Genomic DNA, 20,154 nt, shown 5'->3' on the forward strand with positions numbered 1-20,154 from the left:
GCCGCACACGGGCCGCGATGCGCTGGTAGCCGTAGCACATGCCGTCCACCACGACTGCCCGGCCGTTCCGCCGGCTCCTCGGGATCACCCGGTCCCCCCGGCCGCCGCGGGTACGCCGCGGACTGCTGCGGGCCACCGTCTTCGGAGCTGCTTCCGCCGCCCTGGTCGCCGCCGCCCTGCCGCCGCCCGCCCCGGTCCCCCTGGGCATCGGGGACCCCCTCTTCCCTTATCTCGGCAACCCCGGCTACGACGTCGTCGCTTATGACATCGCCCTGAACTACCGGGGCAGCAACACCGAACCGCTGGACGCCGTCACCGTCCTCGACACCCGGATCACCCAGCGGCTGGAGCGTCTCAACCTCGACTTCACCCATGGAACGGTCCGTTCCGTCGAGGTGAACGGGGTACCGGCGGACTTCGCGGGTGTCGAAGAGGACCTCGTCGTCCAGCCCGTCCGGCCCCTGGACCGCGGCTCGCGCGCCCGGATCACCGTCCGCCACACCAGCGACCCGACCGGCCCCCGGAACGCCGGCGGCTGGGTCCGTACCGGCGACGGTCTGGCCATGGCCAACCAGGCCGACGCCGGCCACCGGGTCTTCCCCTCCAACGACCACCCCGCCGACAAGGCGTACTTCACATTCCGGATCACCGTCCCCGACGGACTCACTGCGGTCGCCAACGGGGTGCGGAAGCGGACCACCGACAACGGCGACACCACCACATCCGTGTACCGCACCCGCCACCCCATGGCCACCGAACTGGCGCAGGTGTCCATCGGGAAGTCCGCCGTACCCACCCGCGTGGGGCCGCGCGGGCTCCCGCTGCGCGACGTGGTGCCCCTGGCCGACCTGGAGACGCTGGAGCCCTGGCTCCGCAAGACCCCCGCCCAGCTGGAGTGGCTGGAGAGCAGAGTCGGCCGCTACCCCTTCGAGACGTACGGGGTGCTGATCGCCGACGCCAACACCGGCTTCGAACTGGAAACACAGACCCTCTCCCTCTTCGAGAGGTCGCTGTTCACCGCCGGATACCCCGAGTGGTACGTCGATTCGATCATGGTGCACGAGCTGGCCCACCAGTGGTTCGGCGACAGCGTCACCCCGCGCGCCTGGTCCGATCTGTGGCTCAACGAGGGACACGCCACCTGGTACGAGAGCCTCTACGCGGACGAACTCGGCGGCTACACCCTGGAGCGGCGCATGCGCGAGGCGTACCGGCGCTCCGACCAGTGGCGGGCGGACGGCGGCCCTCCGGCGGCGCCCCGGCCCCCCGAGCCCGGCCGGAAGATCAGCCTGTTCCGGCCGATCGTGTACGACGGTGGGGCACTCGTCCTGTACGCCCTGCGGCAGACGATCGGAACGGACGCCTTCGACCGCGTGGAACGGGCCTGGGTGCGCGAGTACCGCGACGGTACGGCGGGCAGCACCGACTTCGCCCGGCTGGCGTCCCGGATCGCCGGACGCGATCTCGGCCCCTTCTTCCAGGGATGGCTGTACGGGGAGCAGACGCCGCCCATGCCCGGTCACCCGGACTGGACGAGCACCCCGCCGCAGACCGGGACCCGGACGGCGCCCGAAGCGGTACGGCCGACGGAGCCCGGGACCGTGCCGCGCTCCGGGCCCGTGGTCCGCGGTGAAAACGGTCCGTGGTCCGCGGTGAAACCGGGGTGACGGGCCGGAGCACGCCGTGCGACCATCGAGGGGTCGGCGCAGCGGGCGGGCCCGGCCCTCCCGGCGGATCCACCGATCCGGCCGGGCGGGAATCAACCGGGACCGTTACGCGTTGTGACTGACGAAGGCCGTACCGGAAGAGGTTGTGACGGACCCCTTCCGGCACGACCCCGCTCGGTCGCCCGAGCGCACGTTTTCTCCCACCGACGTAAGGATCAAATGACCTCCTCTTCTTCCCCTTCCCAGGACCAGCGGAACTCCGCTCAGACGCGCACCGAGAGCCTTCGGGCCGATGCCCTGATGGAAGAGGACGTCGCCTGGAGCCACGGGATCGACGGAGAGCGGGACGGCGAACAGTTCGACCGCTCCGACCGCGCGGCACTGCGCCGTGTGGCGGGCCTCTCCACCGAACTCGAAGACGTCACCGAGGTCGAGTACCGCCAGCTGCGTCTGGAGCGGGTCGTCCTGGTCGGTGTCTGGACCTCGGGCACGGTGCGGGACGCGGAGAACTCCCTCGCGGAGCTCGCCGCCCTCGCGGAGACCGCGGGCGCCCTCGTGCTCGACGGCGTCATCCAGCGCCGCGACAAACCCGACCCGGCCACCTACATCGGCTCGGGCAAGGCCCTGGAACTGCGCGACATCGTCCTGGAGTCCGGCGCGGACACGGTCGTCTGCGACGGTGAACTCTCCCCGGGCCAGCTCATCCACCTCGAAGACGTCGTCAAGGTCAAGGTCGTCGACCGGACGGCCCTGATCCTCGACATCTTCGCCCAGCACGCCAAGTCCCGTGAGGGCAAGGCGCAGGTCGCCCTCGCCCAGATGCAGTACATGCTGCCCAGGCTGCGCGGCTGGGGCCAGTCGCTGTCCCGGCAGATGGGTGGCGGCGGCGGTGGCGGTATGGCCACCCGCGGCCCCGGTGAGACCAAGATCGAAACGGACCGGCGGCGGATCCGCGAGAAGATGGCGAAGATGCGCCGGGAGATCGCGGAGATGAAGACCGGCCGCGAGATCAAGCGGCAGGAGCGGCGCCGTAACAAGGTTCCTTCGGTTGCCATCGCCGGTTACACCAACGCCGGAAAGTCCTCCCTGCTCAACCGGCTCACCGGCGCCGGTGTCCTGGTGGAGAACGCCCTGTTCGCCACCCTGGACCCGACGGTCCGCCGGGCCGAGACGCCGGGCGGCCGCCTGTACACCCTGGCCGATACGGTCGGATTCGTCCGCCATCTTCCGCATCATCTCGTCGAGGCCTTCCGCTCCACGATGGAGGAGGTCGCCGACGCGGATCTGATCCTCCACGTGGTCGACGGATCCCACCCCGTGCCGGAGGAGCAGCTCGCCGCCGTGCGCGAGGTCATCCGCGACGTGGGCGCCGTCGGCATCCCCGAGATCGTGGTGATCAACAAGGCGGACGCCGCCGATCCGGTGGTGCTCCAGAGACTGCTGCGCATCGAGCGGCGGGCGATCGCGGTATCCGCGCGCAGCGGTGCGGGTATCGAGGAGCTGCTGGGCCTGATCGACCTCGAACTCCCGAGGCCGGAGGTCCAGGTCGAAGCCCTCGTGCCGTACACCGAGGGAGGCCTGGTCTCCCGGGTCCATGCGGACGGCGAGATCCTCTCCGAGGAGCACACCTCGGAGGGCACGCTGCTCAAGGCCCGGGTCCACGAGGAGCTGGCCTCGGCGCTGGCCCCGTACGCCCTCGTCGGAAGCTGAGCCGTACCGCCTCTCAGGACAAGACGACTGCGCCCGGCCCCTTGCACAAGGGGCCGGGCGCAGTCGTTCCTTCGGTGAGCGTTGTTACGGCGCTGCCGCGCGTCGGCGGGGCGGTCCGCCGACGCGCCCGGTCTCAGGGCTGCGCTGCGTACTTCGCGCTCACCGAGGTGTAGACGCGCTCGGCGTCCTTGCCGAGCCGGGGTCCCGCCAGCCACACCGGGTCGGCCGGGCCGATGGAGGTGTTGGAGACCAGGACCGGTGTCCCCGCGCGGTCGGTGACCCAGCCCCCGCCCGACGAGCCGCCGGTCATGGTGCATCCCATGCGCCACATCACCGGGGCGGCGGTGTCGAAGGCGAACCGCCCGGGCCGGTCCGTACAGGAGTGCATGAGGGCCCCGTCGTACGGTGCCGCCGCCGGGTAGCCCCGGATGCCGAGGGACGTGACCCGGTGCGCCTCGGGGGCCGCGAAGTCGACGTCCAGGGCGGATCCGACGGTCTCCTCAAGGGAAGCGGTGCCGTCCTCGGGCTTGACGTGCAGCACCGCGTAGTCGTAGGGGGCTCCGGTGCCGTCCGCGGGGTTGCCGGTGGCGATCCACCGGTCGGAGGTCGCGACCCAGTCCGCCCAGAACGTGCCGTAGGGGGCCACGTCCTCCGGGGCCGCGGCGGCCAGTTCCCGGGCCGGCAGACCGCCGGAGTTGTAGGCGGGGACGAAGGCGATGTTGCGGTACCAGCCGCCCTTGCTGCCCGCGTGGACGCAGTGTCCGGCGGTCCACACCAGATTGGATTTGCCGGGGTTGGCCGGGTCCTTCACGACCGTGGCGGAGCAGACCATGGTGCCTTCGGGGGCGTCGAAGAAGACCTTGCCGGAGGTCGCCGCATGCTGCCGGTAGGGGGTCCGCTCCGGCTGGGCCTCGACGGCGGCGGGCTCCGGGTCCGAGCCGTCCTCCACCACGGGGTCGGTGTCGGGCTCGACGGTACGGTCCGGCGGCTCGGCCGTGACCATGCGGTCGGGCTTCCACAGATCGTCGATCACGGGGTTGACGAAATCGTCCGAGTCACGGCGCCAGGTGCCCCGGTCCCAGTCCTTCCACCCGCCCGCGCGCCACTTCGGGTCGGCCGTCCCGCTCCGGCGCGAGTCCCCGGACCGGGCGGGGGAGGGGTTCGGGGAGGTGGTCGCGGGGTGTTCGGCGGTCGGAGACGGTACGGCGGCGGGTGGCGGCGGGGCGGCAGTGCCGGGTCCGGCGGCCGGGGACGAAACGGCTTCCGGCTCGCCGGACGACCGGTTCTCGTTCAGCCCGCAGGCCGTCGTGAGCGTCAGTGCGCCGACCAGGCCGACGCCGGCAAGCAGCGGGCGTATGGATCGCATGGGGGACGGAACTCCTGGGTGGTACGGGACGGGCATCCCCGGAGACGGAGACGGAGACGGGGCACGGGGCCGGTGGGGCGAAGGCCCGCCGGGTTGCCCCGGGCGCGGGGGCACCCGGGGCGTCTTCTGCGGCCGAGGTCCGACTCAGCGGCCCGCGAACTTCTTGCTGACCGCCTCGTACACGCCCTTGGCCTCCTTGCCGAGGCGCGGACCTGCGAGCCAGCCGCCCGACACCGGGCCGATGGAGGTGTTGGACACCAGGACCGGCTTTCCGCCGGTGCTCTCGGTGAGCCAGCCGCCACCGGACGAACCGGCGGTCATGGTGCAGCCGATGCGGTGCATGGTCGGCTGGTCGGTCTTGACGGAGAGCCGGCCGGGCCGGTCGGCGCACTGGAACAGCCGCTGGCCGTCGAAGGGCGGTCCCGCCGGATAGCCGGTCGCCTCCATCCGGGCGATCTTCGAGGTGGCCGGGGCGTCGAAGTCCACGTCGACCGCCGAACCGACCGTCTCCTCCAAAGACTTGCCCGTGCCGCCCTTCTCGGGTGTGACGTGGATGACGGCGAAGTCGTAGGGCGCGCCGCGGCCGCCGGAGGTGGCGCCTTCCTTGATCCACTGGTCCGAGGTCTGGGCCCAGTCACCCCACCACACGCCGTGCGGAGCGACCTCGGTCTTCGGGGAGCTCTCCAACCGCGCCGTGGGCTTCGCCTGATCGTTGTACGAGGGGACGAAGGCGATGTTGCGGTACCAGCCGCCCTTGCTGCCCGCGTGGACGCAGTGTCCGGCGGTCCACACCAGATTGGATTTGCCGGGGTTGGCCGGGTCCTTCACCACCGTGGCGGAGCAGACCATCGAGCCCTTGGGGCCGTCGAAGAAGACCTTCCCCGCCGTGGGCGCGCTGGTGCGGTAGGGGGCCTTCACCGGGCGGGCTTCGATCCGGCGCGGCGTGGGATCGGTGACCCCCTGGTCGCCGGAGATGTCGTTGTCGGTGGGCTGCTCCGGCTTCTCGGCGTCCCGCATGCGGTCCGGGTCCCACAGGCCCTCGATGATGGGGTTGATGAAGTCCCTGGCCTCGCGGAGCCAGGTGTCCCGGTCCCAGTTCTTCCACTCGCCGTTGCGCCAGGCGTCGATGTCGAGCCCGTGCTCCTTGAGCCGGTTCTTCAGGTCGTCGGGTATGGGGATTCCGGCGGCGTCCGTGGGCAGGCCGGTGGGCAGCTCTGCCCCGCCGCCCGCGGAGTTCTCACTGCCGCCGCAGCCGGTGGCCGTCAGCGCGAGGGCCACGGCGATGGAGGCCGCCGCCAGCGTCGGGCGAATGGGTCGCATGTCTGATCCCCCTGGTGAGCTTCGGTGCTTCGGTGGTTGCCGGTCCGGTGCGAAGCCGGTCCGGTCCGGTCCGGTCCGCCCGGCGACCTGCCGTGACGGCCCGACGGAGCCGCCGGGAACCTTACAAGGTCACCGGGCACCGGGAACGGCGGGGCCGTACAAGGAACTTCCGGAACGCCGTCGGTCCCGATCCGCAGCCGTCGGTACGTACGGGGTACGGGTGCCGCAGCGACAGTGTTCAGCCCCGGTGGGCGCGGTGGGGGAGCCGTACCCGATGTGCGACGCAGCTGTTACAGCGCAACAGCAGACCTCCTGCTCCTTCCGCACCGCCCGGCGCTCATGGCCCCCGCCGAGGGGCACGGATCCCCCGGGGCCGGGCCCACCGCACTCGTGGGAGTGGATCCACCGGGATCGGGACGCGCTGTCAGTCGTGGCACGTATGGTGGTCGGCCTATGACGAAGCCATCCCTCCCCGAACTCCTCCATGCCGCCGTAGCCTCCGTCGGCGGGGTGGAACGCCCTGGTCAGGTCAGCATGGCCGAGGCCGTAGCCGAAGCCGTCGAGGACGGCTCCCACCTGCTCGTCCAGGCGGGAACCGGTACCGGAAAGTCGCTCGGCTATCTGGTGCCGTCCCTGGCCCACGGGGAGCGGGTCGTCATCGCCACTGCCACGCTGGCACTGCAGCGGCAGCTCGTCGAGCGCGATCTGCCGCGCACGGTGGAAGCGCTTCACCCCCTGCTGCGCCGGCGGCCGGAGTTCGCCATGCTGAAGGGCAGGTCGAACTACCTCTGCCTGCACCGGCTGCACGAGGGCGTTCCGCAGGACGACGAGGAAGGCCTGTTCGACCCCTTCGAGGCCGCGGCCCCCACCAGCAAGCTCGGGCAGGACCTCCTGCGGATGAGGGACTGGGCCGACGAGACCGAGACCGGCGACCGGGACGCGCTGACCCCCGGTGTCTCCGACCGGGCCTGGGGCCAGGTGTCGGTCTCCTCCCGGGAGTGCCTCGGCGCCAGCAAATGCGCGTACGGAGCGGAGTGCTTTGCCGAGATGGCCCGGGAGCGTGCCAAGCTCGCGGAGGTCGTCGTCACCAATCACGCCCTGCTCGCCATTGATGCCATCGAGGGGGCGCCGGTGCTCCCTCCGCACGAGGTGTTGATCATCGACGAGGCGCACGAGCTGGTCTCTCGGGTGACCGGCGCCGCCACCGGCGAGCTCACACCCGGCCAGGTCAACCGTGCCGTCCGCCGGTCCGCGAAGCTGGTGAACGAGAAGGTGGCCGACTCCCTGCAGACGGCGGCCGAGACCTTTGAACGGGTCATGGAGCTGGCGCTGCCGGGGCGGCTCGAAGAGATTCCGGAGGATCTGGGCTATGCCTTGCTGGCGCTGAGGGATGCCGCCCGCAATGTGATCTCCGCGCTGGGATCCACCCGCGACAAGTCGGTCCAGGACGAGGACGCGGTACGCAAGCAGGCTCTGGCCTCAGTGGAGACCGTTCACGATGTGGCCGAGCGCATCACTCAGGGGTCCGAGTTCGACGTCGTCTGGTACGAGCGTCATGACCGCTTCGGAGCCTCCCTGCGGGTGGCACCGCTGAAGGTGTCCGGGTTGCTGCGGGAGAAGCTGTTCACGGACCGCTCGGTGGTGCTGACCTCCGCGACGCTCCAGCTCGGTGGCGATTTCAACGGGGTCGGAGCGTCCCTGGGGCTGCCTCCCGAAGGGACCGAGGGCGATGACGTCCCGCAGTGGAAGGGCCTGGACGTCGGCTCGCCGTTCGACTACCGCAAGCAGGGCATCCTCTATGTTGCCCGCCATCTGGCCACGCCGGGCCGGGAGGGCTCGCGCACGGACATGATGGACGAGCTCGCGGAGCTGGTGGAGGCGGCCGGCGGCCGGACCCTGGGGCTGTTCTCCTCGATGCGGGCCGCTCAGGCCGCCGCCGAGGAACTGCGTTCCCGGCTGGACCATCCGATTCTCCTCCAGGGAGAGGAGACCCTCGGCGAATTGATCAAGAACTTCGCCGCCGACCCCGGCACCTGCCTCTTCGGCACGCTCTCGCTCTGGCAGGGCGTCGACGTCCCCGGGCCGAGCTGCCAGCTGGTGATCATGGACCGGATTCCGTTCCCGCGGCCCGACGATCCCCTGATGAGCGCACGGCAGAAGGCGGTCGAGGAGGACGGCGGCAATGGCTTTATGGCCGTGGCGGCCACTCATGCGGCCCTGCTGATGGCCCAGGGAGCGGGGCGCCTGGTACGGGCGACGGGGGACCGGGGCGTCGTCGCGGTTCTCGATCCCCGGCTGGCCAATGCGCGCTACGGCGGATTTCTGCGGGCCTCGCTGCCGGACTTCTGGTACACCACCGACCGCAATCAGGTGCGGCGCTCGCTGGCGTCGATCGACGCTGCGGCGAAGGCTGATCAGACCTGAGGAGTTTCCCTGTGGATCGGGCGAGCCGGGCAAGGTCCACGAGGGACGACCTGGTCCGCCGGGCCCCGGTCACCGGGCCGTCGTGCGACGGCCCGGCGGGCGGCAGGGAAGGGGCCGGATGAATTCAGGGCCCCGGGACCGGCGCAGTGGGTCCCGGGGCCGGTCTGGGCGGACGGGTGTCACACCCGCCGCAGCACGGCGACGACCTTGCCGAGAATGGTCGCCTCGTCGCCGGGGATGGGCTGGTAGGCGGCGTTGTGGGGGAGCAGCCACACATGGCCGTTCTCCCGCTTGAAGCGCTTGACCGTGGCCTCGCCGTCCAGCATGGCGGCGACGATGTCGCCGTTCTCCGCGACGGGCTGACGGCGGACGGTCACCCAGTCACCGTCGCAGATCGCGGCCTCGATCATGGAGTCGCCGACGACCTTCAGCACGAAAAGCTCTCCGTCGCCGACGAGCTGGCGCGGCAGGGGGAACACGTCCTCGACCGACTCCTCGGCGAGGATCGGGCCGCCGGCCGCGATCCGGCCCACGAGCGGAACGTAGGACGCGGCGGGCTTGCCGGTGGTGTCCGTGGGCTGAGTGTTGGGCTGGTCCGAGCCGCGGACCTCGTACGCCCGGGGGCGGTGCGGGTCGCGGCGGAGGAAGCCCTTGCGCTCCAGCGCCATCAGCTGATGGGCGACGGACGAGGTGCTGGAGAGCCCCACCGCCTGACCGATCTCCCGCATCGACGGCGGGTAGCCGCGCCGCTGCACGGAGTCACGGATGACCTCGATGACCCGCCGCTGCCGATCGGTGAGCCCCGTACTGTCCGCCCTGATCCCTGGAGGCCGGCCGGGCAGTGCACGCGTGGGCCGGGAGGGCTCCGAGCCCTCTGCGGCCGTGGCGGCGTCGCTCATGGCGCGCACCGGTTCGAATCGGCTCTGGGGGCGGTCATGGGCGGTGAAGATGGCACTGTCTGCGGTGGTGGTCATGTCGGCCCCTCTCGAATGGTCTCCCTGGCTGAACAACGGTAGTTGGTTTCGAAAGGTTGCGCCAAACACACGTTCGAGTGAAAAAACGCTGATTGCCTTACGTGGACATGCGTTTGGGTGTATGTGTCTGAGGGTGGCTCCGGATCGACGTCTGCGGCCGCCGTGCGGCGGCCCGGACCGGTCGTCCGGCCCGGAGGCGGGGCCGGTGTCCGGTGTTCGGTGGGCCGGGATCCGACATCCGGATGGGCCGTGTCGTTGGGATCCCATGGGTTTCAACGGGCTTCCACAGGGTCCAACGGGCTCCAGTGGGGTCCAGTCTTGCATCCGCCACCCCGGAATCGGCGGATCCGCCGCGTGTCCCGTACTCTCGTGACCGGGCCCGACCCGGCCGCGGGTTTCGCGCGTCCGTTCCTGTGTGCACCGGCCCCGTCATCCCGCTGTCCACCATGTGCCGGATGCCGATGCGGTCCGCGCCGTACCGCGTGGCGGCCCCCATCGACACCCGTCGTGCCGTATACCGGTCCCGGCGCGGAGCATGCCGCGAACCGCGCCTCCGATGGTGCGTCGTGCGGTGGTGCCGTGGTGTCACCGGGCGTACGCCGTCCGCGACCAATCCGCCCCGCGCGACACGCGTCGTGCGAGGTATCCCGGGCAAACCCCATATGTAGTGGTTGGATTGGGGGTGCCGCCCACAAGTTGTGGTCCCCGGTGCTCCAAGGCTCAGGCCATCGCCTATGCTTGGGCTTGCTCCGAAGGGCTGCGGCCGTGTTTGCCGGGGCTGTTCAGTCGTGCCGTCAGGGAGGGTTTGGGAACCATGCACTGCCCCTTCTGCAGGCACCCCGACAGCCGTGTGGTGGACAGCCGCACGACCGACGACGGAACGTCGATCCGGCGCCGCCGTCAGTGCCCCGACTGCTCCCGCCGCTTCACGACGGTCGAGACCGCCTCGCTCATGGTGATCAAGCGCAGCGGAGTCACGGAGCCCTTCAGCCGTACCAAGGTCATCTCCGGCGTGCGCAAGGCGTGCCAGGGGCGGCCGGTCACCGAGGACGCCCTCGCCCAGCTCGGCCAGCGGGTCGAGGAGGCGGTGCGCGCCACCGGAAGCGCCGAGCTGACCACCCATGACGTGGGTCTGGCCATACTCGGCCCCCTGCAGGAACTCGACCTCGTCGCGTACCTGCGCTTTGCATCCGTCTACCGGGCGTTCGATTCGCTCGAAGATTTCGAGGCCGCCATCGCGGAGCTCCGGGTGCGGCGGCCACCGGCCGCGGAGGACGGGAACGACGGGGCCCCCGAGGTGCCCGTTCCCGCCCGCGCCACCGACTGACGCGACCGCACGGCGGTCCGGGCCCGGCTCGCCGGGCATCCGGCCGGCCGGGAGCGGCGGCAGTCCGGCGAACAACACCGACCGTGAGCGCTCGGCGCGCACGGTATCCAAGACAGGCAGTGCCACGGGAAGATCTGGGCACTTCAGGGCGTTTTTGCCCGTAAATGGGAGGCGGCATGACAGAGACGACGAGCGGTCCCGCACGAGGGTCCCGAGCCAAGGGAGCCAAGGCGAACAAGGGCCTGCGCATCGAGCGTGTCCACACCACCCCCGGCGTGCACCCGTACGACGAGGTGGTCTGGGAGCGCCGTGACGTCGTCATGACCAATTGGCGCGACGGCTCGATCAACTTCGAGCAGCGTGGCGTCGAGTTCCCCGACTTCTGGTCGGTGAACGCGGTCAACATCGTCACCAGTAAGTACTTCCGCGGCGCTGTCGGCACCCCTCAGCGCGAGACCGGTCTGAAGCAGCTGATCGACCGGATCGTGAAGACGTACCGGAAGGCCGGCGAGGACCACAGCTACTTCGCCTCGCCCGCCGACGCCGAGATCTTCGAGCACGAGCTGGCCTACGCCCTGCTGCACCAGATCTTCAGCTTCAACTCCCCGGTGTGGTTCAACGTCGGCACGCCCCAGCCGCAGCAGGTGTCCGCCTGCTTCATCCTTGCCGTGGACGACTCCATGGAGTCGATCCTGGAGTGGTACAAGGAAGAGGGAATGATCTTCAAGGGAGGTTCGGGCGCCGGTCTGAACCTCTCCCGGATCCGTTCCTCCAAGGAACTGCTCTCCTCCGGCGGCAACGCCTCCGGTCCGGTCTCCTTTATGCGCGGAGCCGACGCCTCCGCCGGAACGATCAAGTCCGGTGGCGCCACCCGCCGCGCGGCCAAGATGGTCATCCTCGATGTCGACCACCCCGACATCGAGAGCTTCATCGAGACCAAGGTCAAGGAAGAGGAGAAGATCCGCGCCCTGCGGGACGCGGGCTTCGACATGGACCTGGGCGGTGACGACATCACGTCCGTCCAGTACCAGAACGCCAACAACTCCGTCCGGGTCAACGACGAGTTCATGAAGGCCGTGGAGTCGGGCGGCCGCTTCGGGCTGCGCGCACGGATGACCGGCGAGATCATCGAGGAGGTCGACGCCAAGGCACTCTTCCGCAAGATGGCCGAGGCCGCCTGGGCCTGCGCCGACCCCGGCATCCAGTACGACGACACCATCAACCACTGGCACACCTGCCCCGAGTCCGGCCGGATCAACGGCTCGAACCCGTGCAGCGAGTACATGCACCTGGACAACACGTCCTGCAACCTCGCCTCGCTGAACCTGATGAAGTTCCTCAAGGACGACGGCGAGGGCCACCAGTCCTTCGACGTCGAGCGCTTCTCCAAGGTCGTCGAGCTGGTCATCACGGCGATGGACATCTCCATCTGCTTCGCCGACTTCCCGACGCAGAAGATCGGCGAGAACACCCGAGCCTTCCGTCAGCTCGGCATCGGCTACGCCAACCTCGGCGCCCTGCTCATGGCCACGGGCCACGCCTACGACAGCGACGGCGGCCGGGCCCTGGCGGGTGCCATCACCTCGCTGATGACGAGCACGTCGTACCGCCGCTCCGCGGAGCTGGCCGCCGTGGTCGGCGCCTACGAGGGCTACGCCCGGAACGCGAAGCCCCACAACCGCGTCATGCAGCAGCACGCCGACGCCAACACCAAGGCCGTCCGGGTGGACGACCTGGACACCCAGATCTGGGCCGCTGCCACCGAGGCCTGGCAGGACGTGATCCGCCTGGGCGAGAAGAACGGCTTCCGCAACGCCCAGGCCTCCGTCATCGCGCCGACCGGCACCATCGGTCTCGCCATGTCGTGCGACACCACCGGCCTGGAGCCCGACCTCGCCCTGGTGAAGTTCAAGAAGCTGGTCGGCGGCGGCTCGATGCAGATCGTGAACGGCACCGTGCCGCAGGCGCTGCGCCGCCTCGGCTACCAGCCCGAGCAGATCGAAGCGATCGTCGCCCACATCGCCGAGAACGGCAACGTCGTCGACGCCCCCGGCCTGAAGACCGAGCACTACGAGGTCTTCGACTGCGCCATGGGCGAGCGGTCCATCTCCGCCATGGGCCATGTCCGGATGATGGCCGCGATCCAGCCCTGGATTTCCGGTGCGCTCTCCAAGACGGTGAACATGCCGGAGTCGGCGACCGTCGAAGAGGTCGAGGAGATCTACTTCGAGGCCTGGAAGATGGGCGTCAAGGCGCTCGCGATCTACCGCGACAACTGCAAGGTGGGCCAGCCCCTCTCCGCCAAGACCAAGGAGAAGGAGAAGGCGGAGATCACCGAGAAGACCGAGGAGACCATCCGGTCCGCGGTCGAGAAGGTCGTCGAGTACCGTCCGGTCCGCAAGCGGCTGCCGAAGGGCCGTCCCGGCATCACCACCTCCTTCACCGTGGGCGGCGCCGAGGGTTACATGACCGCCAACTCCTACCCGGACGACGGTCTCGGCGAGGTCTTCCTGAAGATGTCCAAGCAGGGGTCCACCCTCGCGGGCATGATGGACGCCTTCTCCATCGCCGTCTCGGTCGGCCTGCAGTACGGCGTGCCCCTGGAGACCTACGTCTCCAAGTTCACCAACATGCGCTTCGAGCCCGCCGGTATGACGGACGACCCGGACGTGCGGATGGCGCAGTCGATCGTCGACTACATCTTCCGCCGCCTGGCGCTCGACTTCCTGCCGTTCGAGACCCGCTCGGCGCTGGGGATCCACTCCGCGGAGGAGCGTCAGCGCCACCTGGAGACCGGTTCCTACGAGCCGTCCATCGAGGACGACGAGGTCGACGTGGAGGGGCTCGCCCAGTCCGCGCCGCGTCAGCAGGACGTCGCACCGGCGCCCGTTCCGGCGCCGAAGGCGGCGATCCCCGCACCTCAGCAGGCGCCGCACACCTCGGCCGAACTGGTCGAGATGCAGTTGGGCATCAGTGCCGATGCTCCGCTCTGCTTCTCCTGCGGCACCAAGATGCAGCGGGCCGGGTCCTGCTACATCTGCGAGGGCTGCGGGTCCACGAGCGGCTGCAGCTGATCCGGCGCCCGGGGCGCCGACCGGTCTCCGGTCGGCGCCCCGGGCCGTTTGCCCGGGAGGCGCCGGGCACCGGCCGCCGGAGATGGATCAGCCGCGGCCCATCAGGCTGACGAAACCCTCGGGGTCGGTATCGAAGCCCCGTACCCCGTCGTGGAAGACCCAGCTCCCCGTGTCGCTGCGGACGAACTCGGCTATGACCGCCGCCGTCGCGTCCGGCACCGACGAGAAGTCGACACTGTCCAGCTCGGTGTAGCCCTCGGCCATCGTGACCCGGGTGTTCGCCACCTCCGCGAAGGCCAGCCGGCCGTGGGCCTGCTGGACGACCACTCCGACGAGAACCCGTCCGTACTCGGGGGCGAGCCGCTCCAGCTCCAGCTTCATCACCTCGTCCGAGCCGAAGCCCTGACCGGTGCGGCTGTCCCGGGTCAGGCTGATGGTGCCGTCCGGCGAGCGGCTGTCGAAGTGCACGACGTACGCCGGGTCCCCGGACGGCGCGTCCTTGCGATAGGTCGCGGCGACGATGTCGAGATCGTGCGGTGACCGTCCCAGGGGGCTCGGATCCCAGCGCAGGGCCACTTCGACCGTGCGGACGCCTTTGTTCGGGCTGCTCACCACATATCCCTTCCCCAACAACTGCCGGTAACTCTCCGTCCCTTGACCGTATCCGCTCGTGGGGCCGCGAGGCGAGGGAATGGCGGGTGTACGCCATGTTCCGGGCCGTACGATGGCGCGGTGCTGGTCAAGTGGATTCGCTGCACCGTGATCGACCGTCGTGGCTTCGATCGGGGGCAGCGGAAATGGGCGGGGCTGCTGGGTGAGCCGGGATTCCGGGGCCAGGGCGGGGGCTGGAGCAGGGGGCGGCCCCAGGTCGCGCATGTCTTCGCCTTCTGGGAGAGCCGGGCCTTCTACGACTCCTTCATGGCCCGGGCGCACGGCCGGCTGGCCTCCGGGCAGGCGGGAACCTACCGCGATGCCCAGGTCAGGCTCTTCGACCACCGCTTCGATGTGAAAATGGGCTTCGAACCGCTGTTCACGGGCGCCGATGTGGTGCGGGTCGCCCACTGCAAGGTGCGCGAAGAACGGGTCGCGCACTATGCGCTCATGCAGGAGAAGGTGTGGAACCCGGCGATGGCAGGATCGCCCGGGATGGTCCGCGGGCTGTTCGGCGAGGCACCGGGGAACGAGTTCCTCGTGATGTCGATGTGGCAGTCCGAGGCCGAGCACGGCAAGTACCGCAAGGAACGGGTGGAGCGGCTGCTGTCGCGGGCCCAGACGGAGGCGGACGTCGCGGCGCTCAGCGGAGACGTCGTCCAGCTCGAACCCTCGTGGACGGTCTGATCGCCGGATCCCGCGGCGGTGCCACGTTCCGGGCGTCCCTCCGGGGCGTACGCCGGATGGGCCGTCCCGGACGACCGGGGGCGCCGGGTCCGATCTAGGGTCGTGACATGGCACGACCGCGACGCATCGTTCTCGTACGGCACGGAGAGTCGGAGGGGAACGTCGACGACACCGTCTACGAACGCGAGCCCGATCATGCGCTGAGGCTCACCGCGACCGGATACGCCCAGGCCGAGGCGGCGGGTGCCGAGCTGCGTACGCTGTTCGGCCGGGAGCAGGTCAGTGTGTAAGTCTCGCCGTACCGGCGCACCCATGAAACGTTTCGTGCCTTCGGTCTCGACCCCGCCCGGGTCCGGGTCAGAGAGGAGCCCCGGCTGCGCGAGCAGGACTGGGGCAATTGGCAGGACCGGGACGACGTACGTCTCCAGAAGGCGTACCGGGATGCCTACGGGCACTTCTTCTACCGCTTCGCCCAGGGCGAGTCGGGAGCGGACGTCTACGACCGCGTCGGAGCCTTTCTGGAGTCCCTCCACCGGAGCTTCGAGGCCCCCGACCATCCGCAGAACGTGCTGCTGGTGACCCACGGGCTGACGATGCGGCTCTTCTGCATGCGCTGGTTCCACTGGACCGTGGCGGATTTCGAGTCGCTCTCCAATCCGGGCAACGGAGAGACCCGGATACTCCGGCTCGGTGAGAACGGCCGCTACACACTGGACCGGCCGTTCGCACAGTGGCGTACTCCCGAGCCGTACGGCATCACCGGTTAGAGTGGCGGGAAGATGACCGCTGACTCCCCTCACGAACGGCGCCTCGACCGCGCCCTGGACAGCCTGCGCGGACTGTCCGTGGGAGACGCCCTGGGCTCCCAGTTCTTCGTACCGTCCCATTCCCCCTTTCTGAAACGGCGCGCCCTGCCGCCCGGTCCCTGGCAGTGGACCGACGACACCGAGATGGCCTGCTCGGTGGTGGCCGTGCTCGCCGAGCACGGGCGGGTGGACCAGGACGCACTGGCGCACTCCTTCGCCGAGCGCCACGATTTCGACCGCGGCTACGGCCCCGCCGTCAACCGTATGCTCCGACTGGTCCGTGAAGGGGGCGACTGGCGAGAACTCGCCACAGGCCTTTTCAGCGGCCAGGGTTCGTGGGGCAATGGTTCTGCGATGCGGATCGCGCCCCTCGGAGCGTGGTACGCGGACGACCCCGAGCAGGCCACCCACCAGGCCGAGATCTCCTCGTACACCACCCATCAGCACCGGGAGGCCGTGGTCGGGGCGATGGCCGTGGCGGCGGCCGCGGCGCTGGCGGCGAACCCGGCGGGTGCCCCGCTGCCCGGCGAGCTGCTGGACGGTGTCATCGCGCTGGTGCCGCGCAGCGCGGTGGGACAGGGGCTGCGCCGCGCCCGCGACATGCTCGACTACGGCGACGCGGCGACCGTCGCCGCGGTGCTCGGCTGCGGGCGGCGGACCAGTGCCCATGACACGGTTCCGTTTGCCCTCTGGTCGGCCGCCCGGTCGCTGGGCGACTTCGAGCAGGCGTTCTGGACGACCGCGCAGGTGGGCGGGGATGTCGACACCACCTGCGCGATCGCCTGCGGAGTGGTTGCGGCCGGCTGGGGCGGGCGGCCGCCCCAGCCGTGGCTGGAGCGGACGGAGGCGCTGCCGGACTGGGTACCCGAGTCCTGAGCGCCCGCCCGTATCGGCATGCGGGCGGGTGCCCGGTCAGGGGGGGCCGAGAGGCGGTGCTCCCGGTGGCGGGGCGGCCGGGCGGAGCGTGTGCCCGTCCCCGCGCGGGGTGGTCCGCAGTTTCTCCCCGCCTACCCGATGTGGGCGCCGGGGCCGGTGCCACCGCTGAGGGCCTGAAGGTCGCTCTTGCGGACCCGGATGACGAACATCGCCGTCAGTACCGCCAGGGCGACCAGACCGACGCCCGCCCAGAAGGCGGTGGAGATGCCCTCGGCGAGCACCTGGTGACCCCAGGGCGCCGGCAGCTCTCCGGTCTTCTCCAGGGCTGCCTTCTGCGCCGGGGTCGAGTCCGCGAGGAAGGAGGGCAGCTGCTGCCGGGCCTCGTCCTTGCTGGCGGTGCTGAAGACGGTCATCAGGATCGACAGGCCCAGGGAACCACCGACCATCTGGGTCGCGTTGAGCAGGCTGGAGGCCGCCCCGGACTCGTGCGGTGCCACGCCCGAGACCGCCGTCAGGGTCGCGGTGACGAAGACCAGGCCCATCCCGAAGCCGAAGAGCAGCATCGGCCCCAGTACCCCGCCCACGTAGGAACTGCCCGGGCTTATCGCGGTCAGCCAGGTGATGCCCGCACCGGTGATGACCGCGCCGGCCACCAGGAACGGCTTGGGGCCGACGGTCGGCAGCATCCGGGACGAGAGGCCCGCCGCGATCACGATCATCACCGTGATCGGCAGGAAGGCCAGCCCGGCGCCGATGGGGCTGTAGCCGAGCACGTTCTGGACGAAGAGCACGATGAAGAAGAACATGCCGAACATTCCGGCGGATAGGCTCACCATGATCACGTACGTTCCCGAGCGGTTCCGGTCGGCGAACATCCGCAGCGGGGTGATGGGCTCCCGGACCCTCCGTTCCACCAGCACGAACGCGCTCAGCAGGGTGACGGCGAGAGCGAAGGCGAACAGGGTGAGACTGTCGGACCAGCCCTCCTCGGAGGCCCGGACGAAGCCGTACACCAGGGAGGCCATCCCGACGGTGGAGGTCAGGGCGCCGGTGAGGTCGAACCGGCCCGAGCTGCGGTCGGACTCGTCGATGAAGACCGGGGCCAGCACGGCTATGAGCACCCCGATGGGCAGGTTCACATAGAACACCCAGCGCCAGTCGAGCCATTCGGTGAGCATGCCGCCGGCGAGCAGGCCGATGGCCCCGCCGCTGGCCGAGACGGCGGCGAAGATACCGAAGGCCCGGTTCCGTTCCGGACCTTCCGCGAAGGTGGAGGTGATCAGGGCGAGTGCGGTGGGTGAGGCGATGGCGCCGCCGACGCCCTGCAGTGCCCGGGCAGCGAGCATCTGCCAGGGTTCCTGTGCGATGCCGCAGAGAAGGCTGGCGAAGGTGAACAGCAGTACGCCGGAGACGAAGACCCGGCGGCGCCCGAGGATGTCACCGATGCGGCCGCCGAGCAGCAGCAGTCCGCCGAAGGTGAGCGTGTACGCGTTCACCACCCAGGAGAGTTGGGCGGTGGTGAAGTCCAGCGTGCCCTGGATGTGCGGCAGTGCGATGTTCACAATGGTCGTGTCCAGCACCACCATGAGCTGCAAGGCGGCGATGACGGCGAGTGCCGCGCCCGGACGCCCCGGTCGGCGGGCCTCGCCCGCTCTGATGGGAGCCGAGAGCTGAGAGGTTGTCACGTGCATCCCCCACAGAAGTAAATAGTGAACGGACCCGTTCACTGTCATCCTCGACCGTAGAGAGTCCTCGCCAGTGAACGCAAGCGTTCACTAGAGATGTTTGTCCCCAACGGAGGCAGAAAGATGGGCAGTTCGGGATGGAAGGCCGCCGGTGAGGCGCCTTCCGTGACGCCGAGGCGACGGGGGAAGGTGCTGGAGTGCGCGATCCTCGACGCAGCCCTGGAGCAGCTCGGCACGGTCGGCTGGAGCGGGCTCACCATGGAGGGCGTCGCGGCCGGGGCCCAGACCGGCAAGGCGGCCGTCTACCGGCGCTGGCCGTCCAAGGCGGACCTGGTCGCCGATGCGCTCCGGGCGGGGATGCCGCCCCTCGACGAAGCGCCGGACTGCGGCGGGGTGCGTGAGGATCTCTTCCAGCTGTGCCGTGCGATGCGGGACGCCTTCTTCTCCCGGCCCGGGCTGGCCATCCGGTCCGTCCTTCACGAATGCGATCCGGCCACCGCGGAGAGATTCCACGCGGTGATCATGAGGCAGGTCGTCGAGCCGTCCGTCCGGCTGATCCGGGCTGTGGTGGACCGGGGTGTTGCCCGCGGGGAGGTCCGGGGGGACGCGATGGACGGCATGGTCTTCGAAGTGATCCCCGGGTTGATGATGTACCGCTCGAAGGTGTGCGGGAGCGAATGGGGGGATCGCGAGATCGCCGAGATGGTCGACGGGGTGATGATCCCCCTGCTGAGGTCGTGCGGAGAGCTTCGTGGTGTGGCCGGTGGGGACTGCGCGACAGGTGGTGCGGAACCGTGATCGGAATCCGGTTGTCCCCGGTGGGGGCGGGCGGCGTACCCTTGCTGGCGCCATGCCGTACGAACCACCCACTCATAGAGTCGAGCGCTCCATCCGGGCCACCACCGGAGCCAGGATCGTCGCCGGTGTCGACGAGGTCGGGCGCGGAGCCTGGGCCGGTCCCGTGACAGTGTGCGCCGCCGTCACCGGACTGCGCCGTCCGCCCGCCGGTCTCACCGACTCCAAGCTCCTTTCGACGAAGCGCCGTGAGGAACTCGCCGCCGAGCTGGAGACCTGGGTGACCGCCCATGCGCTCGGCCACGCCTCACCGGAGGAGATCGACGAACTGGGTATGACCGCTGCGCTCAGGCTGGCCGCGTGCCGGGCGCTGGAGGCCCTGCCGGAACGCCCGGACGCGGTGATCCTCGACGGAAAGCACGACTACCTCGGTGCCCCCTGGCAGGTCCGCACCGTGATCAAGGGGGATCAGTCGTGTGTGGCGGTCGCGGCTGCCTCGGTGATCGCCAAGGTGTACCGCGACGCGCGCATGGCGGAACTGCCGGAGGAGTTCGCGGACTTCGCCTTCTCCGCCAATGCCGGATATCCCTCACCCGCCCACAAGGCTGCCCTTGCGGAGCTGGGACCCACCCCGTACCACCGGCTGTCCTGGGCCTATCTCGATGCGCTGCCCCGGTGGCGGCATCTGAAGAAGGTCCGGACCGTGCCGGAGCCGACGACACCGGAGAGCGGGGGCCAACTCGGCTTCGACTTCTGAACCCAACCGCCACCAGGGAATTCGCACGTACGTGC

General features: G+C 70.0%; 14 protein-coding genes and 1 pseudogene. 10 read left to right on the forward strand and 5 right to left on the reverse strand.

What is annotated here, in order from left to right:
- Window positions 1-38: 38 nt before the first annotated feature.
- Both B7R87_RS25515 and hflX read left to right on the forward strand, forming a co-directional pair.
- A complete protein-coding gene (locus B7R87_RS25515; protein ID WP_006346162.1) occupies window positions 39-1,667 on the forward strand; it encodes a M1 family metallopeptidase in 1,629 nt (542 codons plus the stop codon).
- Between the two features lie 219 nt (window positions 1,668-1,886).
- Window positions 1,887-3,377, forward strand: coding sequence for a GTPase HflX (gene hflX / locus B7R87_RS25520; RefSeq protein ID WP_006346161.1), 1,491 nt, complete (start codon window positions 1,887-1,889; stop codon window positions 3,375-3,377).
- Between the two features lie 133 nt (window positions 3,378-3,510).
- On the opposite strand, the gene B7R87_RS25525 is transcribed toward hflX, so the two are convergent.
- Window positions 3,511-4,743 carry a trypsin-like serine peptidase gene (locus B7R87_RS25525; RefSeq protein WP_006346160.1) on the reverse strand — a complete coding sequence of 411 codons (1,233 nt, stop codon included), beginning with the start codon at window positions 4,741-4,743 and terminating at the stop codon, window positions 3,511-3,513.
- A gap of 144 nt (window positions 4,744-4,887) precedes the next feature.
- Window positions 4,888-6,063, reverse strand: a complete 1,176-nt coding sequence (locus tag B7R87_RS25530; RefSeq protein ID WP_006346159.1) for a trypsin-like serine peptidase — start codon at window positions 6,061-6,063, stop codon at window positions 4,888-4,890.
- 453 nt (window positions 6,064-6,516) lie between these two features.
- Here B7R87_RS25530 and B7R87_RS25535 point away from each other — a divergent pair, with 453 nt between their 5' ends.
- Entirely contained in the window at window positions 6,517-8,487 is a 1,971-nt protein-coding gene (locus tag B7R87_RS25535; protein ID WP_040913898.1) for an ATP-dependent DNA helicase, read from the forward strand.
- A gap of 179 nt (window positions 8,488-8,666) precedes the next feature.
- Here B7R87_RS25535 and lexA read toward each other — a convergent pair whose 3' ends face one another.
- Window positions 8,667-9,461: a transcriptional repressor LexA gene (lexA, locus tag B7R87_RS25540; RefSeq protein WP_006346157.1), complete on the reverse strand. Its 795-nt coding sequence runs from the start codon at window positions 9,459-9,461 to the stop codon at window positions 8,667-8,669.
- Between the two features lie 814 nt (window positions 9,462-10,275).
- Between lexA and nrdR the strand changes: the two genes are divergently transcribed.
- Both nrdR and B7R87_RS25550 read left to right on the forward strand, forming a co-directional pair.
- Window positions 10,276-10,788 carry a transcriptional regulator NrdR gene (gene nrdR, locus B7R87_RS25545; protein ID WP_006346156.1) on the forward strand — a complete coding sequence of 171 codons (513 nt, stop codon included), beginning with the start codon at window positions 10,276-10,278 and terminating at the stop codon, window positions 10,786-10,788.
- Between the two features lie 176 nt (window positions 10,789-10,964).
- On the forward strand, window positions 10,965-13,862 hold the full coding sequence (locus tag B7R87_RS25550; protein ID WP_040913904.1) for a vitamin B12-dependent ribonucleotide reductase: 2,898 nt from the start codon (window positions 10,965-10,967) through the stop codon (window positions 13,860-13,862).
- An 87-nt stretch (window positions 13,863-13,949) separates the two neighbouring features.
- Here the strand turns inward: B7R87_RS25550 and B7R87_RS25555 are convergent, their stop codons facing one another.
- A complete protein-coding gene (locus B7R87_RS25555; protein ID WP_006346154.1) occupies window positions 13,950-14,474 on the reverse strand; it encodes a TerD family protein in 525 nt (174 codons plus the stop codon).
- Between the two features lie 120 nt (window positions 14,475-14,594).
- Between B7R87_RS25555 and B7R87_RS25560 the strand changes: the two genes are divergently transcribed.
- From B7R87_RS25560 to B7R87_RS25570, 3 genes and pseudogenes are all read left to right on the forward strand, one after another.
- Window positions 14,595-15,200: a YdbC family protein gene (locus tag B7R87_RS25560; RefSeq protein WP_006346153.1), complete on the forward strand. Its 606-nt coding sequence runs from the start codon at window positions 14,595-14,597 to the stop codon at window positions 15,198-15,200.
- Window positions 15,201-15,307: 107 nt separating this feature from the next.
- Window positions 15,308-15,967 (forward strand): annotated as a pseudogene (locus B7R87_RS25565) (histidine phosphatase family protein).
- Window positions 15,968-15,979: 12 nt separating this feature from the next.
- Window positions 15,980-16,882 (forward strand): ADP-ribosylglycohydrolase family protein, encoded by a 903-nt coding sequence (locus B7R87_RS25570; RefSeq protein WP_006346152.1) that lies wholly within the window; start codon window positions 15,980-15,982, stop codon window positions 16,880-16,882.
- Between the two features lie 131 nt (window positions 16,883-17,013).
- Here B7R87_RS25570 and B7R87_RS25575 read toward each other — a convergent pair whose 3' ends face one another.
- On the reverse strand, window positions 17,014-18,567 hold the full coding sequence (locus B7R87_RS25575) for an MFS transporter (protein ID WP_040913903.1): 1,554 nt from the start codon (window positions 18,565-18,567) through the stop codon (window positions 17,014-17,016).
- A gap of 123 nt (window positions 18,568-18,690) precedes the next feature.
- Between B7R87_RS25575 and B7R87_RS25580 the strand changes: the two genes are divergently transcribed.
- Both B7R87_RS25580 and B7R87_RS25585 read left to right on the forward strand, forming a co-directional pair.
- On the forward strand, window positions 18,691-19,365 hold the full coding sequence (locus B7R87_RS25580; RefSeq protein ID WP_045852833.1) for a TetR/AcrR family transcriptional regulator: 675 nt from the start codon (window positions 18,691-18,693) through the stop codon (window positions 19,363-19,365).
- A gap of 52 nt (window positions 19,366-19,417) precedes the next feature.
- Window positions 19,418-20,119, forward strand: coding sequence for a ribonuclease HII (locus B7R87_RS25585; RefSeq protein WP_006346149.1), 702 nt, complete (start codon window positions 19,418-19,420; stop codon window positions 20,117-20,119).
- Window positions 20,120-20,154 lie beyond the last annotated feature (35 nt).

Origin of the sequence: Streptomyces tsukubensis (assembly GCF_003932715.1) — a bacterium.
In the GTDB taxonomy this organism is placed as follows: Bacteria; Actinomycetota; Actinomycetes; order Streptomycetales; family Streptomycetaceae; genus Streptomyces; species Streptomyces tsukubensis.

What these genes read in the sequence shown, in the direction of transcription:
- B7R87_RS25515 (WP_006346162.1), top strand. Translation starts at nt 39, where the DNA reads ATGCCGTCCACCACGACTGCCCGGCCGTTCCGCCGGCTCCTCGGGATC.
- hflX (WP_006346161.1), top strand. Translation starts at nt 1,887, where the DNA reads ATGACCTCCTCTTCTTCCCCTTCCCAGGACCAGCGGAACTCCGCTCAG.
- B7R87_RS25525 (WP_006346160.1), bottom strand. Translation starts at nt 4,743, where the DNA reads ATGCGATCCATACGCCCGCTGCTTGCCGGCGTCGGCCTGGTCGGCGCA.
- B7R87_RS25530 (WP_006346159.1), bottom strand. Translation starts at nt 6,063, where the DNA reads ATGCGACCCATTCGCCCGACGCTGGCGGCGGCCTCCATCGCCGTGGCC.
- B7R87_RS25535 (WP_040913898.1), top strand. Translation starts at nt 6,517, where the DNA reads ATGACGAAGCCATCCCTCCCCGAACTCCTCCATGCCGCCGTAGCCTCC.
- lexA (WP_006346157.1), bottom strand. Translation starts at nt 9,461, where the DNA reads ATGACCACCACCGCAGACAGTGCCATCTTCACCGCCCATGACCGCCCC.
- nrdR (WP_006346156.1), top strand. Translation starts at nt 10,276, where the DNA reads ATGCACTGCCCCTTCTGCAGGCACCCCGACAGCCGTGTGGTGGACAGC.
- B7R87_RS25550 (WP_040913904.1), top strand. Translation starts at nt 10,965, where the DNA reads ATGACAGAGACGACGAGCGGTCCCGCACGAGGGTCCCGAGCCAAGGGA.
- B7R87_RS25570 (WP_006346152.1), top strand. Translation starts at nt 15,980, where the DNA reads ATGACCGCTGACTCCCCTCACGAACGGCGCCTCGACCGCGCCCTGGAC.
- B7R87_RS25580 (WP_045852833.1), top strand. Translation starts at nt 18,691, where the DNA reads ATGGGCAGTTCGGGATGGAAGGCCGCCGGTGAGGCGCCTTCCGTGACG.
- B7R87_RS25585 (WP_006346149.1), top strand. Translation starts at nt 19,418, where the DNA reads ATGCCGTACGAACCACCCACTCATAGAGTCGAGCGCTCCATCCGGGCC.